10 protein-coding genes and 1 tRNA gene are annotated in these 18320 nt (G+C 55.7%); 6 read left to right on the forward strand and 5 right to left on the reverse strand.

All coding sequences use genetic code 11. The features are described 5' to 3' along the window. Nucleotides 1–11: 11 nt before the first annotated feature. Entirely contained in the window at nucleotides 12–1055 is a 1044-nt protein-coding gene (locus E1J53_RS07535) for a hypothetical protein (protein ID WP_134272404.1), read from the reverse strand. Nucleotides 1056–1332: 277 nt separating this feature from the next. Between E1J53_RS07535 and E1J53_RS07540 the strand changes: the two genes are divergently transcribed. The 3 genes from E1J53_RS07540 (at nucleotide 1333) to E1J53_RS07550 (ending at nucleotide 9617) form a co-directional block, all read left to right on the forward strand. Beyond that, nucleotides 1333–2412, forward strand: a complete 1080-nt coding sequence (locus E1J53_RS07540; RefSeq protein WP_134272403.1) for a hypothetical protein — start codon at nucleotides 1333–1335, stop codon at nucleotides 2410–2412. 301 nt (nucleotides 2413–2713) lie between these two features. After that, nucleotides 2714–3670 carry a PorP/SprF family type IX secretion system membrane protein gene (locus tag E1J53_RS07545; protein WP_134272402.1) on the forward strand — a complete coding sequence of 319 codons (957 nt, stop codon included), beginning with the start codon at nucleotides 2714–2716 and terminating at the stop codon, nucleotides 3668–3670. A 43-nt stretch (nucleotides 3671–3713) separates the two neighbouring features. After that, nucleotides 3714–9617, forward strand: coding sequence for a gliding motility-associated C-terminal domain-containing protein (locus E1J53_RS07550; protein ID WP_173021399.1), 5904 nt, complete (start codon nucleotides 3714–3716; stop codon nucleotides 9615–9617). A 106-nt stretch (nucleotides 9618–9723) separates the two neighbouring features. On the opposite strand, the gene E1J53_RS07555 is transcribed toward E1J53_RS07550, so the two are convergent. After that, nucleotides 9724–10488, reverse strand: coding sequence for a patatin-like phospholipase family protein (locus E1J53_RS07555; protein WP_134272400.1), 765 nt, complete (start codon nucleotides 10486–10488; stop codon nucleotides 9724–9726). A gap of 488 nt (nucleotides 10489–10976) precedes the next feature. Between E1J53_RS07555 and E1J53_RS07560 the strand changes: the two genes are divergently transcribed. Then, nucleotides 10977–11062, forward strand: a tRNA-Leu gene (locus E1J53_RS07560). Nucleotides 11063–11123: 61 nt separating this feature from the next. On the opposite strand, the gene E1J53_RS07565 is transcribed toward E1J53_RS07560, so the two are convergent. Continuing rightward, entirely contained in the window at nucleotides 11124–11354 is a 231-nt protein-coding gene (locus E1J53_RS07565) for a hypothetical protein (protein WP_134272399.1), read from the reverse strand. A 256-nt stretch (nucleotides 11355–11610) separates the two neighbouring features. On the opposite strand from E1J53_RS07565, the gene E1J53_RS07570 reads away from it, so the two are divergent. Continuing rightward, nucleotides 11611–13245, forward strand: coding sequence for an acyl-CoA carboxylase subunit beta (locus E1J53_RS07570; protein ID WP_134272398.1), 1635 nt, complete (start codon nucleotides 11611–11613; stop codon nucleotides 13243–13245). 169 nt (nucleotides 13246–13414) lie between these two features. Here E1J53_RS07570 and E1J53_RS07575 read toward each other — a convergent pair whose 3' ends face one another. Both E1J53_RS07575 and E1J53_RS07580 read right to left on the reverse strand, forming a co-directional pair. Further along, nucleotides 13415–15145 carry a T9SS type A sorting domain-containing protein gene (locus tag E1J53_RS07575; protein WP_134272397.1) on the reverse strand — a complete coding sequence of 577 codons (1731 nt, stop codon included), beginning with the start codon at nucleotides 15143–15145 and terminating at the stop codon, nucleotides 13415–13417. A gap of 217 nt (nucleotides 15146–15362) precedes the next feature. Beyond that, nucleotides 15363–16103, reverse strand: a complete 741-nt coding sequence (locus E1J53_RS07580; protein WP_134272396.1) for a LytTR family DNA-binding domain-containing protein — start codon at nucleotides 16101–16103, stop codon at nucleotides 15363–15365. 80 nt (nucleotides 16104–16183) lie between these two features. Between E1J53_RS07580 and E1J53_RS07585 the strand changes: the two genes are divergently transcribed. Beyond that, on the forward strand, nucleotides 16184–18310 hold the full coding sequence (locus E1J53_RS07585; RefSeq protein WP_134272395.1) for a HAMP domain-containing sensor histidine kinase: 2127 nt from the start codon (nucleotides 16184–16186) through the stop codon (nucleotides 18308–18310). Nucleotides 18311–18320: the final 10 nt, after the last annotated feature.

The raw sequence follows: 18320 nt of genomic DNA on the forward strand, positions 1-18320 counted from the left end.
ATACCGAAGCTTTACTCCTCCTCGATGATGGCGTCGTCGATGAGGCTATCTCCATCTCCATCTGAATCCAGGAATCCCGCGATGATGCCGCCTTCTGGCTTTTTGGGGGCGTCCTTGTCTTCTTTGATGGTCATTTCCTTTCCTCCCTCGTTGTGGTAGTCACCTTCCGCGAATCGGGAGGCGCGGTCAAAGAAAGAATCCGTTCCGGAGAGGGTGGATTCGGAAGTGTCGCGAGCGGCTTCCTTCCCGTCGAAAGCACGGGCGCGAGCTTCGGCCTGTTCGGCGGCCCGCTTGGCGTCTTCGATGGCGTCCTCCATCTTCATTTTTTCCGCCTCCTCGTTGGCGTGATCGACAAAATCGTCGAATTTACCCTTGAGGTCAGCCCCCGCCTCGGCGGCGCGGTTGAGCACTTCGTCGCCCTTTTCGAGAATTTTTCCGCCGACCTGTTCACTCACCTCCCCGATTTTTCCCGCTAGTTTGTCGGCCTGTTCTTTGGCCGCAGCACCCGCCTTCGCGGCAGCATCCAGGGCGTTATTGGCAGTATCCTTCACGCCATCGGGAATTTTGGGCATCTTGATCCGGCTTCCCTTCGGAGAAGCATCGGTGTCCTCGACCAGATCGGCCTCGAAGTCAATCGTACCGGACTTGGGAGCATCGTGGGCGGAAACTTCATCCAGGCTTCCCAGAGAGAGGTCCTCATCAATCAGATCGAGGGCGTCGTCGGTACTGGAGCGGGGAGAGAGGTCCTCCAGTTTCTGGTTAATGGCGTCGCTGGCTTTGTCCTTGAGTTCGCGGCCCTTATCGGCGGCAGCATCGGCCTCTTTCCAGATTTTATCCGTGAGGTCCTCGAGCGCGTCTTTTCCTTTTTCCACGTATTCCGGAGCCTTGTCGACCAGTTCTCTGGCGGCCTGCTTGGTGGCATCAATGAGTTCATCGCTCTGCGCCTTGAGGTCATCGGTAGCTTCCCGGGCGGCTTCCCCCGCCTTACTTGCCTGATGTTTGGCGACGGATTTAGCGCCAAAGAAGATTTTCTTAAGATCGTTAAAGAGTGGCATCGTACTTCTTTTATTGTGGTCACCAAGGTAGCTAATTGGTCGCGGAAACACTATTTCTTTTCGACGAACATCCGTGACCGGCAGCTCAGGTCGGTGAGTTCTCTCGAGAAAGGGATCCTGAATAAAGTGCGGGACAACTGAATTGACGGTCCATCCAACGGGTTACCGGACAAAAAACGGCTCCCGGGCTGCCACTGCACACTACGGCTGGTGATGAATACGTTTCACTGCTACCTTCCCCAACTCGGTGATTTACCCATCATGTAAAACCTTACTCATGCCCCAGCAGAGATGGTTATTGTTATGCCTTTTCGCTTGTCTTTCGCTCTCCCTAACCGCCGAAACCCGACACATTCACGTCATTCAAATGCTGGACGACAACAGCCCGACTTATCTCATCCGGGAGGGTTGCCGCAGTATTGACTACGGGGTGCAACGCGAGATTGACCGGATGCAGGATGCCCTGGGCATTTCGGACGTTCACTACTACCGGCTCAACGGTATGCACTTCAGTCGGGAAGCCCTGGAGTTCGTGGTTGATTATCAACTGGCCTACCAGGAAAGAGACATCATCGTTTTTGTCTACGCCGGGCACGGTTACCGGGACCGGGGCAGCAACAACCAGCTCCCGAAGTTGTACTTCCGGGGCTATCACGACGCTCTGGAAGGTGACGACCTGAGAATCCGGTTGCTGGAAAAGAACCCCAGCGTTTTGATCAATCTGGTCGTGGCCTGTAATGCCGTTCAGGGAGATCACCGCGTCCCGCCCACAATTCCGGAGGATGCCGGCGGTGCGGAAAACCGGCTAGCGGCGGGCGACCGCAGCCAGAAGGCCTACCACGTCTTGTTCTCCGACCAGGAGGGCTACACCAAGGTTATTGATCTGGTTAGTGCGGACCGGGAGTACGAGACCTTCATGAGTCGTGACGGAGGTATTTTCTTCAGTGAAGTGCTTTACGCTTTTGAGGAGGTGTTCGGTGACGAGCGGCTCACCAACTGGCCAGCCATCTGTAATTACATCAAGGATCAGACCCTCCAAAGATCGGCCGCCCGAAGGCTGCGCCAGCAGCCCTACTGTGCCTACCAGGTATTCCGTTCCCTCAACGAGTCGACCATTACGGTGATGGCCGAAGCCACCACCGTGAGTACCCTGAATTGCCGGGCCATGGCCCGGCAGCTTCGCCGTGACCAGAAAACTGCCCTGAAGCAACTCCGACGCAGGCACCGTCAGGAAATCAGGAGGTTACCCGACGCTTCCTCCCGAAAGCTGGCTGCGGCCAGGCATCGGCAGGAAACGAGCCAAATGAAATACGTTCACCTGCAGGATTACCAAAGGAAAAGTGGTCAGTGCAAATGAGCCTTCTCCTTTTCCCATTCCGCAACGACCGTACCCTAAAGCAGGACCACCTTAACAAAATGGTGCCGAAAAAGATGCTATTTTTGCGCCGCTTATTCGGAAAGTAGATTTGGGTCCGATTAGCCCCAAAATTCATTCCTTTTCGTTTGCATTGAATACCTTTTCGTAAACACCGACGACCGTTAACAATAGGGGGTAGTAGTTGACGTTTGCTTCTCCGGAACGCGCGTTTGCTGCTGACCGTAATCATAGAAAATCGTAGTCCCATGCCCAATCCCAGATGGGCCGCAAAAAACTGTTTATGAAGTACACCCGACTCTTAGGTTTGGGCATGCTGCTGGCCCTGATGAGCGCCGGTGCTCTTTCCGCACAACAGCTTTCACTCTTTACTCAATACCGGGAAAACGCCACCCTGCTGAATCCGGCGGCCATGGAAAGTGACTTTCTGGCCTTTGGGTACAATATGTCCTTCGGGGCAAACTACCGGCGGCAGTGGGCCGGACAGGAAAACACTCCGGAAACCCAGAGCATCCGCTTTTCCTACATTAACCCCTACCGCAGTGGGGCCACCCTTACGGCCGGTGCCTATCTGCTCAATGACCAGACGGGCCCCACCGGCTACACCGGCTTCTACGGAAGAATTGGAACCGTCCTTGGGGCCGACCCCGAAAGCGGAGGAATCAGTATTGGACTGTCTGCTGGCTACGTTGGGTTCCGGGTACGCAGCAGCGAACTCGTCGTGCGCGACGATGGCGATCCACTGACCGGTGTTGACCAATCCCAAAGCCATCCCGACATTGGGGTTGGCATCTACGCCTACCAGTTTCTGAACGACGACAATCTGATTTACGGCGGTATTTCAGTACCCCAGTTACTTGGGTTTGACCTGACCTTCCAAAATGACAACGGAGAGTTTAACGTTCAGCGTCTTCGCCACTATTACGGAACTGCCGGTTGGTACTACTTTACGGGACAGGACAGCTACCTGGAATTGAGTACCTGGATCAAATACGTGGAGGGAGCCCCGCTGAACGCTGACCTGACCGTCCGCTACCAACTCCCCAATGCTCCCTACCTGGGTGCCGGTATCAGTTCTTCCGGAATCTTTCACTTCGAGGCGGGCATTAATGTAGGACAGTCATACAATGCCGAATCCAATTTCCGGGTCGGCTACGCGTACGATTACTCCTTCAGTAGCTTTGGCCCGAGTGTGGGAGGCACCCACGAAATTCAGCTGGCCGTCGCGCTCAACCGCTAGTTTTTACAAATCATACTCCCCACGTTCAAGAAATTCTACCCAAATGCGGTATTTACTATTAGTTTGCTCACTACTGCTAGGTTTTGTAGCTCAGGCCCAGGATAACCGGTCAGTTACCTATACGCTGCCTAACGTCACGGCTAACAACAATTCCGAGGTCTGCCTTCCGGTAACCGTAGTTGACTTCACGGGAAGCGTTGGCTTTGGTTTTGCCCTACAGTGGACCCCGCCCTCAGACGGTGGTGCCCTGACCTTCTCCCGGGTTGCCAACCTGAACGGAGACATCCCCAACTTCACGCTGGCCAACTTTGACCTGACCACCTACGTCGCCTCCGGACTGATTACCGTCCAGTGGCAGAATTACGAAAATGAGGAAGACTGTGATCAGGTTCCCCGGATTTCCCTGGACGATGGTGACACCCTCTTCGAAGTGTGTTATAATGTCTCCGGTCCGGTAGCCGGATTCGAACCCGTTCGGTTTTTCAACAAACCCGACGATGATCCTTTTGATGGCGTTGATGACTCCGTTCCCATCAGCTTTAACCGGGGATCAACCTGTCGTCTGCCCTCTTCGGCCTTCCCGTTTTCTGAAGACGGCTCGGTGAGTATTGAGGTCAGCCCGCTGATCCTCGATGTAATCGACGACGACGGTATTTACCTCCCCGGAGATATTTACTGTATCGATATTGAGGCAACTTCCGGCTTCAACTCCATCAAGGGATACCAGTTTGGTATGACCTTCGATACCACCGTCCTGCGTTCCGTATCGGCCACGGCCAACACGGATTTACGGCAAAATACTGATGGTGGGTACAATCTCTTTGGCGGCACCTCCTTCTACGCCGTCTGGGCTCCCTTCCCGGATGACTCGGAATCTCTGCCGGACGGTACTCCGCTGGTAACGGTATGTTTTGAAGTGGTGGGTGAGTGCGGAGACCGTACGGATCTGACGATTTCGGAAATCCCCACCTCGGGCGGAAGTACCCGCCCCGTTGACGCCAACGGCGACGGTCCGGGACTTTCGAGCATTCCCGTCATCGGCAACAGCACCCGACTGATCGTCGACAACTGTAACCCGAACGGGTTTGACGTGGTCGTCAATTGCCCCTCCGATCCCGTGAACTTCGGTGACACCGAAGTGTGTGTACAAATCCAGGCCGGTGACGATTTCGTCGACATGACGGACATCGACTACATCATTAACTGGGACCCCTCTATTCTGGAGTATACCAGTATTCGGAACCGTGATGCTCGTCTCTTCATTGATCTCAACACTGACTTTGAATACGACCGCGTCAACGACGGTATCCTGGCCTTCGACTGGAGCTACGTAAACAATAATGGATTCTCCTTGAACCGGGGTGATGTCATCTACGAAGTATGTTTCAACGCCATCGGTTTCGGGGGTACGAGCGGTATTACCATCGGTAATTTCCGTAATGACATTGAATCTGCGACCAGCGGATTTTTCTCTGGCGTCAACCCCACCAACTGTGCCATTACGGTTCAACGTCCAGACGGGGTCGCCGTGAATTTCCCGGCCACTACCGGATTCAGCAGTACGCAGGAAAACTGTCTGGACATCACCCTGGATGGATTTGAAAACGTAACGGACTTCACGCTCTTCGTGAGCTACTCCTCCAGCCTGTTTACTTTTTCTGACTTTTCCTCCCCGATTGCCGGGGTTACTTTCGTAGACCTGGCCCCCGGCCTCCTGCAAATAAACTACTCCGGTGCGGCGCTTACGCTGGCCGACGGAACGATTTTGGGTAGCTTCTGTGCTTTTGCCGAATCCGATGCAGCTCCCGGAGACTGTGCGGAAATTGACCTGGCCTCCTTTGTGCCCTCAACGGTGGTAACCACCGAAAGTGAAGGCAATTCCGTGCCCATTGAATCCTTCGGTGGAGAAGCCTGTGTGCTGTTCCCCCGCGGTTTCGGACTCATCATTGGCGAAGCCAGCTCGGTGATTGACAGCACGGTTTGTGTCCCCGTAAGCGTCACCCGCTTCACGGACATCACCTCCGTAAACGTCGACTTCAGCTTCGACCCCAATCTGCTCGCTTACTCCGAAGTGCGACTGACCGGACCCTGGACGGGATTAACCACCGGAGACTTTGACGCCGGGAACGCTCCCCTTGGGTTGCTCAACCTGACCTGGTCAACGGGTGATCCGGGAGGACTGAATATTGCCGACATGGATACCGTTCAGGTGTTCGAACTCTGCTTTACTACCGGACTGGAAGATGGCTGCGCCGACCTGGCCGCAAACGACGGTGCCACGCCCGCAACGGTAACCGCGGGTGGCGACGGCAGCATCATTTACCAGGATGGTGAGGTTTGCATTGAAGACCGAATCATCCTGCTGAACATCGAAGCGATTCCCGCAACCTGTGAAGACAACGATGACGGACAAATCCTCTTCGAAACCGCCAACCGGCCCAACAATGAGGATCTCTTCATCCGGGTGGACAACCCCGTACGCTTTGGTAACACCGGACAGGTCGGCGGTCTGCTCCCTGGTATGCAGAACTACGTGATTTACAACAGCACCGGATCGGTGAGCCTTTCCGGCTCCATCATGGTTGGCGTGGACCCCGCCAACGCCGCCGTAGCGGACGCGGGCAACAACGCAGAATTAAGCTGTGTCAACCAAACGGCCATCATCAACGGTAGAAATAACGTTGGGGAAACCTACGAACTCTTCCTGGTGCTCGCCGATGGCGGCAGCCGATCCGTGGATATGGGCACCGTAGCCGGCGACGGTAACGTGGTAGCCTCCGTAACCGAAGCAGGCACCTACTTCCTTGAGGTTACCAGTGCCGCCGGATGTACCGATCGGGATACCGTTATGGTCACTGGCGCTGGTTTGCCCATTGCCATGACGACCGGAGACACCGCCATCAACTGTATCAACACCGAGATTCTTATCTCGGGTGAAGGATCCAGCGAAGGCAATAACGTACGCTACCTCTGGGAATCCGTTACCCCTCAGGGCGACGTGGTGGATACCGTAGGTATGGATCGCGACTACCTGGCCACCACCCCCGGCCGGTACCGCCTGACGGTGGAATTCTTTGACCTTGGCTGTTCCTCCAGCGAAACCGTACTGGTGCGTAACAATCAGCAATTGCCCAACAGTCTCCTGCCGACTTCCGTGGCGCTCAACTGTGACGGCAGTCCCGTAGAGCTCAATATCGGCCCCGCTGAAGATGACGTTACCTATTCCTGGACGCGCCTCGGAGATGCGATGGAATTGTCCAACACGACCATGTTCTCCACCACGGAACTCAACACTTTCGTGGCCACGATGACTAACGAGCTAACGGGCTGCGTTAATCAGGACACCGTAGAAATTGTGGAGAGTGCGGGCGTTCCGGCCATCGAAGTACCCGCCGAAGTCGCCCTGAACTGTGATCCGGACACTACGGTAATCGCCCCTACCTACACCAACGTCGACGACGAGACCGATTACCTGTGGTCAACTGACGATGGACAGCTGGTCATCACGGACGTTACCCTCCCTAACCCCCGGGTTACCCGGGCGGGGACTTACCGGGTGGTGGTCAGCAACGGTGCCTGTCAGGACAGTATGGACGTGGTGGTTTCCGCCGGCATCCTGCCAACGGTAGAAGCCGGAGACGCCGCCCAACTGGAGTGTGGTGTGGACCTTTCGCTTACCGGAAGCGCGTCCACCACCACGGGAGCATCGCTTAGCTTCCAGTGGCTGCTCAACGGCCAGGAGGTTCCCATGGGCGCCGCACAATCCATCGTGATCAGTCAGCCCGGCACCTACTTCCTGGAGGTAACGGACGACAACAGCGGCTGTGTCGGCATCGACAGTGTCGTCATCGACGCCCCCGTTGGATTCCCCGAGTATACCCTTCAGGATACGCTAGGTGGATTGGGTTGTAGCCCCAGCACTCTCGATATTCGGGTGAGTGACCCCGTCGACACCTACACCTACCGCTGGCTGGATCCCGACGACAATGAGATCAGCACGAACATCGTCGCCACCGCCGATCGCCCCGGATTCTACACCGTAGAAATTACGAATCCGGCTACGAGCTGTGTTTCCGTAGACAGTGTCTTCGTCAATGACGACGCCACCGACCTGCCCTTCGTGGCCTTCCGGCAAAACACCGTCGAAATCACCTGTGAATCCGGCCGTGCCGTACTGGACGCCTCGCCCTCCACGGACGGCCCTAACTTCCAGTACACCTGGGAGGCCGTTGTGGACGGAGAGACGCCTGCTACTCAGAACGACGACACCCTGCGGGTAAATACCGCGGGTACCTACCGCCTGACGATCCTGAATACCACGACAAACTGCTCGGCTTCCCGGGAATTGGTCGTTACGGATACCCGTGATTTCCCCAACGTGGAACCCATTGAGGGCACCACGCTGGATTGCGAAACGCGGGAAACCATGATCGGCATCAATATTCTGGACCAGCCGAACGATTACACCATTCAGTGGTCTGGTCCCGCGGGCGTTGACGATCTTCCCAACGACGTGGAGAACATCACCATTACCCAGGGGGGAACCTACAATGCCGTCGTCATCAACCCCATTACGAGTTGCGTAACGACCATCCCCATTCGGGTCGAAGACCTGCTGGACAGCATTGCCATGATCACCTTCATGCCGGTCGATTCCTTCGACTGTAGTGTGACCACCGTAACCATCGATGCTTCCGACACGGACGCCAATGGCGCCACCGGCACCAATATCGCCTGGTCGAGCCTGGACGGTAACACGATTACCCCGGAAACGGGCTCCCTCATCGTATCCGTTAATGGCCCCGGTGATTACGAGCTGGCCATTACCGACGAGACGGGATGTACCGTGCGGGATACCGTTTCGGTGGTAGCCGCCAACAATACCCCCTTCGCCCAGGCCGGGGAACCCATCGAAGTGGATTGCGACGAGATGCCCCAGTTGGACGGTAGCGGTAGTACGCCTCCCGACGGCAATATCTACGTCTACGAGTGGTCCGCCAGTGACGGCGGAATGATCGTAACCGGTGGTGACGGTTTGATGCCCTTTGTTTCCGGTCCCGGTACCTACCAGTTGGTGGTAACCAACACGCAAAACCTCTGTAGCGATACCTCGACGACCACCGTGACGCTTCGGGAGCAGTCGGCGGCCATGTTGCCCGCAGACTTCTCCAGCTGTGAAACGCCGGTAACCGTAACGGGTAACCAGCCCGATGGCACCACCGGGGTATGGACGGCCTTCAACGACGAAGGCTCGGCCTTCACCGTGGAGGGGAACGTAGCGACCATTACCGAGATCGCCGACGGACTGGCCCTGGTCTGGACCCTTTCCGCCGGAGGGTGTCCGGATTACAGCGCGGATACTATCCGGGTAACGCCCGAGGAGTCTCCCCTGGCCAATCCGGATGTGCTTACCGTGGGCGGTACGCAGAACGTTGGCCAGATCAACGTACTGACCAACGATCAACGGACGGGCCCGGTAACGGTGACCTTCCTGGACGAACCCGAGTTCGGCGAGATCATCGTCAACCTCAACGGAGACGTCACCTTCGAGGCACCAATCGGATTTACGGGTACCACGGTCATCCGCTACGAAGTTTGTAGCAATGCCTGTCCCAACCTCTGCGCGGAATCTACCCTGACGCTGAACAGCAGCGCCGACGGTGAAGATCCCCAGGTTTTCAACGCCATCACGCCCAACGGAGACGGTCTCAACGAAACCTTTATCTTTGACATCCTCCTGCAACGTCCCGATGACTTCCCCGACAATGAACTCATTATCTTCAACCGCTGGGGTGACATCATTTACGAAGCGGCTCCCTACAATAATGATTGGGACGGTACCAACGCCGACGGCAGCCTGGTGCCCGAAGGAACCTACTACTACATTCTCCGACTGGATATTGGAGAAGGTAAGATTGAGCGAGGAGACATTACCGTAATCCGGTAAACTCCGCGCGATTCATTATTTCGAAATTAGAGCTTTGAATAATGAACCTAATGCGAAAGTCGGGCAACTGCCCGGCTTTCGCTGTTTAGGGCCGAAGCTGATCTTACTACTCCCGCAAAGTTCTCAGATGCCGGAGTCCTTCCCGGTAGCCCATCTCGAAGATTTCGTCGATGTGCTCGTTATCGAGGGCGTTGAATTGGTTGAGGACATCCGGGGCAATCAGTACGGAACAATCTTTGAATTTGGGGCGGGAGGCGTTGTCCCTCATGATCACGTAGGCCCGTTCCAGAATGGCCCGGGTGCTGTCCAGTTCGTCCGGGCTACTGGCCGGAATGGGATTCAGGTAGACGCCGATAATTTGATCGGCGAAGGCCAGTAAGGGGTCCGTAGGAAAATTATTGGTCACTCCCCCATCACAGTAAAGGCTACCGTCAATTTCGACCGAGGAAAACACTCCGGGAATCGCCGCGGAAGCAATGAGGGGCTGAATCAGTGGTCCCCGGTAAAAGTATTTCGTTTTGCTGGCAATCAGGTCCGTGGTACTGATGAACAGCGGAATCTTGAGGGCAGAAAAATTGTCCTCCGGAAAATACTCCCGGAACAGTTCTACGAAACTCTGGCTATCCAGCAATCCTGGCTTGAGGAAATTATAGTTGCGGAAGCTGATGACGTCTGCTTCCCGGAAAAAGTCCAGGGTTTCCTTCCACCCGTAGCCCGCCGAGTAAAACGCACCCACGATGGCTCCGGCGCTCGCTCCGGAAATATAGTCCGGACGAATACCCAGTTCATCCATTGCCCGCAGTACCCCAAGGTGAGCTACCCCCCGGTAGCCTCCTCCGGAAAGTACCAGTCCAATCGTTTTGTTTGCCATAGTCGTTTTCCGTTCAATGCGGACGAAGATACGGGCGATCACCGCAGGTGCAATGCAATGGAATCCTCGTGCTCTGCCGGGATGCAGTGAAGTAAAATCCACGGCTTACCCGAGATGCAATTTATGGTAGGCTGTTTTGTGAGGTTTCATCAGCGATTCCTACAGAATCGCGGTTGTTCAGTAGGACAAACGGTAGCGGCAGGTATTTAACTGCCGCTACTCGAATTCAGGGGCTTGATTATTAATTGACTAACTCACGGAACAGCCTACAGTTCATGGTGAATTGTGGCACGGGTGCACGGCTTCTCGCCAATTTCCCTTGCACCCGCACGCCGCTGCATTTTTTTTAAAATCAGCGATCCCGACGAGCTAAACGGAACTCGGGGCCGTTGCCGAAGGTTGAGTGGATTACGGTAGAATATTCCTTCCCCCCTAAACGCAACTTTTCTTTCGGAAGTGCCCTTGATAAATTACCTTTGTGCACGGCCGCCCGGATGGCGGAACTGGTAGACGCGCTGGACTTAAAATCCAGTTCTCAGTACTGAGAGTACGGGTTCGATTCCCGTTCCGGGCACGGTAAATGACGGTCCTCATCCTAACGGTGGGGGCCGTTATTTTTTTTCGGCAACCGCGCCTTAGCCGGCCACCAATTCCCGCACGTGAAATACGATATTGAGCAGCATCACGGCGGCCAGAGCCAGTCCCAACAGCCGCATCCAGGTGGCATTTTCCTTCCGGAACTCCTCGGCCCTCTTCCGCACTTCGGGCTTACCGAAGCTGATGAAGCCCCGGGCAAATAGGTACACGTAAAGGCCAATGGCGAAAAAAATCACTTCGATTACCAGTCCGGCGACGGATGCATTCATGTTTTGGTCGGTTGGGTTGGCGCTAATGTCGTAATTTCCGGCCGACCAATTATTCCACCGTTGGGTGAGATGGCCAAAAACCTTGATTGATGCAAGATCAGCCTTCACCACGGGCTGAACCCGATCAGGGCTTTGCGGTTAATACAATCCCGTCCGCTTCGTAAGACCATGCATCGGCACTACCCAAATGTCTTGTGTTTTCCGGGGCGACCACTCCCCTACCCAACAGTATTCTAGCCACTTTAAGACCAAATACATGACCAAAGCCGAGCAAACGGCCGCCGCCTACGAAGATGCCATGCTACTCCAGATCAGCAAACTGCGTCACCGCCTGGAGAAAATCCACGAAGGAGGGGGTGCCAAGCGGATCAGCAAGCAACACAAAAAGGGCAAATTGACCGCCCGGGAAAGGGTTGAGGCCCTCGTTGACGAGGGAAGTGAATTTATGGAGTTTGGCGCGTTTGCGGGTTACGAGATGTACGCCGATTACGGCGGTTGTCCGGCGGGAGGTGTGGTTACGGGATACGGTCGGGTAGCCGGCCGCCTGTGCGTCATCGTCGCCAACGATGCCACCGTGAAGGCCGGAGCGTGGTTCCCCATCACGGGGAAGAAGAACCTGCGGGCTCAGGAAATCGCCATGGAAAATCACCTGCCCATCATTTATTTGGTGGACAGTGCTGGTGTATTCCTCCCCATGCAGGATGAGATATTTCCGGATAAGGAACACTTCGGTCGCATCTTCCGTAACAACGCACGGATGAGTGCACTGGGTATTCCCCAGATTGCCGCCGTAATGGGCAGTTGCGTAGCCGGGGGTGCCTATCTTCCCATTATGAGTGACGAGAGCCTCATCGTGGATGGAACCGGAAGCATCTTCCTGGCCGGGCCCTATCTCGTACGGGCGGCCATCGGGGAAAACGTGGACGCCGAAGACCTGGGCGGCGCCGAAATGCACGCCTCCGTCAGTGGAGTAATCGACTATAAGTGTGAGAACGACCAGACCTGTCTGGCCACCATTCGCGATCTGGTGGGGAGAATTCCCCGTACGGTCGTCACCGATTTTGATCGGGACGAATCCCGGAACGCCCCCGGAACCGAAAATACCCTGCTCGGTATTCTTCCCGATGATCGGGCCAAGCCCTACGACGGACGGGCACTGCTCAGTGCCCTGGTGGACGGCGGAGAGTTCACCGAATACAAAGAGGAATACGGCAAAACGATCCTTTGTGCCTACGCGCGGATCGACGGCTGGTCCGTGGGGATTGTGGCGAATAACCGCGAGGTAACCAAGAGCGGAAAGGGCGAGATGCAATTCGGGGGGGTGATCTATTCCGACGCCGCCGATAAGGCGGCCCGTTTCATCATGGTCTGCAATCAGAAGAAAATCCCCCTGGTCTTCCTGCACGACGTGACCGGGTTTATGGTCGGTAGCCGCTCCGAACAGGGCGGCATCATCAAGGATGGTGCAAAGATGGTCAATGCCGTGAGCAACAGCGTAGTACCGAAGTTTTCTATCGTTGTCGGTAACAGTTACGGCGCGGGCAACTACGCCATGTGCGGGCGGGCCTACGACCCCAGGCTTATGCTCGCCTGGCCAACGGCCAGACTAGCCGTCATGGGAGGTTCCCAGGCGGCTAAGGTCCTACTGCAAATTCAGGTCGGTAGCCGCAAAGCCAAGGGCGAAGAAGTAAGCGAACAGGAGGAAAAAGAACTTCTGGAGAAAATTACCGCCCGCTACGACCGGCAAACCAGTCCCTACTACGCTGCCGCCCGACTCTGGGTGGATGAGATCATCGACCCCCGGAGCACCCGGCAGTGGATTTCCACGGGTATTGAAGCCGCTTCCTTTGCTCCGTTAGACGATTTCAAGGTGGGGGTTCTTCAGACCTGATGGTTTTCTCTTCCCCGGGTAATGATGGTCGTTATTCCAATTGCCCCCGGGAAAAAAGTGTAACGTTCATCGCCAAACGAAAAGAACCGGCCGTCAAGAGAAATCCTGACGACCGGTTCTAAACCATAAAGCTCCGGAACCTTACCAGTATCCGGAGCCTTAGGGTGGTTTATTGTCGGACGATGCGGCGGGTCAACTGCCCTTCCGGAGTGGTTACCTGCAGGGTGTAAATCCCCGCAGGATAGGTGGCAAGATCCAGTTGGGCCGACCAGTTGGGGCCGGTATGGTTGAGGCTTCGCTGGATAATGGTCCGGCCTTGGAGGTCCCGAATACTCAGGACTCCGGTGGAGATCGGGAAATCTTCAATTGACACCGTCAGGGCTGAGGACGTCGGATTGGGATAAGCGGTCAGGGCAGCATCCAGTGCCGGCAATTGGGTCACACTCGTGGTGGTGACAATCAGGTTAATGAAGCAAATTTCCGAATCAGAATTTCCCATTCCGTCGTAAACGATCAGCTCGTAGGCAAACAGAGTGTCGCCGGCCGAAGCAGAAATGACGTTGGGGAAAAGTTCCACATCCGTGACCCCACAATTATCCGTACTCCGGGCCCCCAATTGACTGATTTCACTGGCGGAAAAGGGAGAATCCACCGTTCCGTCGGGTAAGGTGATGGTAGCCCCAACGCATACGGCAACGGGATCTTCGGTGTCGGTAACGCCAACGGTAAAGCTTTGGGCCGAAGTCGTCTGTCCGCAGGCATCCACGACCTGATAGAAGTAGGTGGTGTTGGCGCTGAGGTTGTCAATGGTCTGATTAAAGCTGCCCAGCGATTCCAGCTCCGCATTGAACAAGCGGTAGGTGTAGGGCGCGACGCCATCGCTGGCGTTCACGGAAATGACTCCATCAATCTCGCCGTCACAACTGGCGTTCGTGATGGTGGCCGTGGCTTCCACCGGTGCCAGAAAACCGCTGGCCTCTACGGAGAGTTGGAAATCTCCCCGTTCCACGTCAAAGCCTTCCACGACCACGTAGTAGGTACCCGCACACAGGGACCGTTCGATTCGCGACTTGCGGTTATTACCGCTAACGTCATCGTTCTCAACAAGCAGGTCACCGTTGGCGTCCAGAAGATATAGGCGGGTATCGAAATCGGTGTAATCGTGGTCCGTAGAGATTACCACATTTTCCCGGTCCTCGTCGATAGAAAATACGTAGTACACGTCGGGAGATGGGTCACCGTACTGGTTACCGTACTGCGTGGCTTCGGGAACCCCGGTGGGTTCGGCGGTCTGGCGATTGGAATTGAAGTGATTGCGTTGTCCCAGGGAAACAATGTTGCCGAAAGCCAGGGGATCGTTGAAGGTGTTACCATTCACGTGCCGCCAGATCACCCGGTAGCAGAAGTTATACAGGTTGGATATCGGGGGTAACAAGGCATCGCCAACGCATTCCGCCCCCTGATTTCCGGTGTTCGTTAACCAGCGACTGGAACGGCCCGTTCCGGGCACCGTCTCTCCCGAAATTCTGGCCAACCCCAGGTAGAATACGTCGTCGCCGTCATCGTAGGTACAGCGCTCCCCACCGTCGTCTTCCCAGGCCCGGAGGCCGATATAAAATTCGCTGGTGAAGGGGACGTTCGTATTTACACTGTTCGTGATCGTGGAGGGGATAAAGCTGGCACTACTTTCCCCGTCCATGAAGTAGCACAGGGAATGATTGGAAATCGCAGCGGTAGTGGAGGTGCCAAAGGTGAGGGTATATTCCTCTTCGTTAAAGTCATCATCGAAATTGGCAAAAGCCTCGGTAACCCGCCAGAGAACGTTGATTTCGTCGTTCAGGATTTGGGCGGACATAGCGGTGGAGAGGCACAGCAAGGTGCCAAGGATAAGCAAGCGCATGAGTAAGGATTTATCGGGCGAAACGCCCCTGCATTTATGGTATGGCCAACGGCTTAGTGTAACCCATTGACCCTACAATGATCAGCCCTTTGGGAACGCGAAACCTTCGAATGGTCACGAACGACCGGGGAGAGGTCATGAACTGCCCGATTTATGTCACGAGCTGAAGGTGGCCATCAGCATCGATGGTAAAGTATCTTTTTCCTACCCTCTTTGCTTACAATTGCTCTAATCGATTCAACACCGTTTCCCGGTATCCTTTACTGATGGGGACCTCCTGTCCGGACACCAGTAGCGTCATTTCGGTGAGGTTAACGCTCTCCAATAAATCTGCGTTCACGAGATAGCTGCGGTGGCTTTGGACGAAAACCTCCTCACTCAATTTGCCGGACAACTCGGAAAGCGGAATCCTTACGGCAAATTTTCGGCCCGACCGGAGGTGAATCATACAGTAGCGGCCGTCGGCCGCTACGTAGGCAATGTCCGCCACCGAGATTTTTTCCAGTTTATTCCCCACTTTGACGAAGAAGGCATTTTGGTGGTGCAAATCGCGTTCCGTGAAGTCCGTTTTCTCTTCTTCCCCGTCCACAGCGGCCGCCAGGCGGGCAACAGCCAACTCGATACTGCGCTGTAGCTGAATTTCGGTAAACGGTTTGACGATGAAGGCCAGCGGTAGCACTGATTGTGCCCGGGCAAAGGTTTCGGCGTCCCGCAGCGAAGTGATGAAAATGACGGGTACGGGTCGGTGTGCATTCAGTTGTTGGGCCAGATCAATGCCGTCGACGTCACCCGCCAGGTGAATATCGGAGAGCAGCAGATCCGGATGATGGCGGTGAAAGGCATCCAGGCCGGTGAAAGCATCCGGGCAGCAAGCCACCACAGTATAACCCAGTTTTTCGCACAGAATTTCCAGTTGATCGGCGTAGAGGGGCTGGTCTTCAATGATGAGTATGTTCATAGGCAAACACGCGACCAACACAAGGTAGCGGTTATAACGCTTACATTTAACCAATAACCGACCGGAACAACTCCCCCATCATGCCTCGCTCTGTATTCCTCGGCCTGCTCGTCATCGTACTCGCTTCGGAAATACCCGCCCAGACCACTGAAATAGACAGTCTCTTTACGGAACTGGCACGGCATCGTAGCCGGGGAGAGCAAACGGAAGAATGTATCGCCCTGCGGCAGCTCAGCGGACTGATCTACGCTACGGGAGATTACGCCCTTGCCATGCAGTACGCCGACTCCGCGCTTGCGGTCCTGCCACCAGGCCGACCCGACCTGGAAAACCACCTCAATTTCATTCAATACTCCATTGCCGCTCAACAATGGGCCGCCTACCCGGAAGAACACGTAAAACTGCTGGATACCGCCTACAACTATCTGGTAACCCTGGAAGATTCGGAGCTCGAGATTCCCTTCCTTAATTATTACGGTTTTCAGCTATCCAGTTACGGGTACCAGGCCAGGGCTTTCCCCCTATTGAAGCGGATTGACACCCTTGCGCAGGGGTATCCCGGCAAATTTGCTGAAGCCCGGCTCGCCAGCTATGACCGTCAGCTGGACCTGTATAAAAATGAGGGAAACTACGCGGAAGCCACGCGGGCCTTCCGCAAGTTCCGGGATCTATGGGGAGACCGGCCGGCTAATTCCAATACCATCTCCCTGTGGAATAATTACGCTGCCGTGTTGTGGGCTACTGGCGACAAGGAGCAATACCGCCGGGCCATGCGACGTGGGCTGAACGAAGCGCTCGCCATTAACGACAGTACGAGTACCGTCGCGACGCTCACCTCGATGGCTGCCAATTTCCTTCAGGCGGGGGAACTTGATTCGGTGCCCATCGTTCTGGAGCGAGCGCGGGTCTTTCTGAATCCGGAGGAAAACCCCGGGGGCCGGATTGCCATCCAGCGTAACTACGCTACCTATTACAATGGCCGGGGAATGTTTGAACGGGCGCTTTCAGAATTAGAGCCGCTCGCGGAGATGTGTCAACCGTTGTCCGCCCCACCCGACTGCCGGTACGTCTACTACGAAATTGCCCGTAACCTGGATACCCTGAAGCGTTATGACGAAATTCCTCCGGTTTTAGCCGCCTCCCTCGAGCAGGCCCGCCGTCAGGGGGATACCCGATTAGCGTCCATTTCTCACTGGTTTCTCGCCCGGATCGAGCGGGCCCGGGGACGGCCCGAGATCGCCATTGATCACTTCATGGAACACGCCGCCCTTCAGGACGTGATCTACGACGAGGACCTCCAACAAGCCATCGCCAACGAACGCACGCTCCAGGAGGTGGAAGAAGAACGCTCCGCCCGCGACCGGGCGGAGCTGGCAACGGCGCTTGCCCGGTCACGCAGTCGATCGTTCCAATTACTGGCCCTTGCGCTTGGCGGACTTTTGCTCGTTGGTGGGCTCCTGCTGTGGCTCCTCTCCCGGGCGAGAACGAAACTGCGGGCCAATAATGAACGCCTGGCGGAGTTGAACGCTACCAAGGATAAGTTCTTTGGCCTCATCGCCCACGATCTGCGGGGCCCAATCGTCGCGTTGCAGGGTGTTGACGAACAGGTCAACTTCCACCTCAGCCGTAACCGTCCGGAAAAAATCAAGACCGTGGCGGCCAACATCAGCACCACGGCAAATGGACTGGAGCACTTGCTGAACCAGTTGCTGCAGTGGGCCCTGCTCCAAACGGGCATGATCCCCTATGCTCCCGAAGAAGTTTCGGTAGCACAAGTATTTCAGGACAACCTGACACTTTACCGGGAAATGGCTAACACGAAGGGTATTAGCCTGACCGTCTCTGCTTCGGAAGACCTCACCGTTTTTAGCGATCCACGGGCGGTAGCCACCATCGTTCGAAACCTACTGAACAATGCCCTGAAGTTTACCCCTCCAGAAGGAAACGTTAACCTGAGTGCAGCAGTCCACCATGATAAAATTCTCATCGAGGTAACGGATACCGGAACAGGCATGGCCGACGGGCAACTGGACCAGCTCTTCCTGCGTCCGCAGCGCTCCCGCCAGGGCACGGCGGGGGAAACTGGCGCTGGACTCGGTTTACAGTTGGTGCGGGAGCTTACGGAGCTCAACCGGGGCCGCATTGAGGTACAAAGTTCGCTAGGAACAGGTACGGCTTTTCAGGTTTGGCTGCCCGCCCACTCCTAAGCTAGTGGAT

Origin of the sequence: Lewinella sp. W8, assembly GCF_004375085.3 — a bacterium.
Classification (GTDB): domain Bacteria; phylum Bacteroidota; class Bacteroidia; order Chitinophagales; family Saprospiraceae; genus Neolewinella.

Coding starts and splice junctions, on each gene's coding strand:
- E1J53_RS07535 (WP_134272404.1), bottom strand. CDS start 1,055: ATGCCACTCTTTAACGATCTTAAGAAAATCTTCTTTGGCGCTAAATCC.
- E1J53_RS07540 (WP_134272403.1), top strand. CDS start 1,333: ATGCCCCAGCAGAGATGGTTATTGTTATGCCTTTTCGCTTGTCTTTCG.
- E1J53_RS07545 (WP_134272402.1), top strand. CDS start 2,714: ATGAAGTACACCCGACTCTTAGGTTTGGGCATGCTGCTGGCCCTGATG.
- E1J53_RS07550 (WP_173021399.1), top strand. CDS start 3,714: ATGCGGTATTTACTATTAGTTTGCTCACTACTGCTAGGTTTTGTAGCT.
- E1J53_RS07555 (WP_134272400.1), bottom strand. CDS start 10,488: ATGGCAAACAAAACGATTGGACTGGTACTTTCCGGAGGAGGCTACCGG.
- E1J53_RS07565 (WP_134272399.1), bottom strand. CDS start 11,354: ATGAATGCATCCGTCGCCGGACTGGTAATCGAAGTGATTTTTTTCGCC.
- E1J53_RS07570 (WP_134272398.1), top strand. CDS start 11,611: ATGACCAAAGCCGAGCAAACGGCCGCCGCCTACGAAGATGCCATGCTA.
- E1J53_RS07575 (WP_134272397.1), bottom strand. CDS start 15,145: ATGCGCTTGCTTATCCTTGGCACCTTGCTGTGCCTCTCCACCGCTATG.
- E1J53_RS07580 (WP_134272396.1), bottom strand. CDS start 16,103: ATGAACATACTCATCATTGAAGACCAGCCCCTCTACGCCGATCAACTG.
- E1J53_RS07585 (WP_134272395.1), top strand. CDS start 16,184: ATGCCTCGCTCTGTATTCCTCGGCCTGCTCGTCATCGTACTCGCTTCG.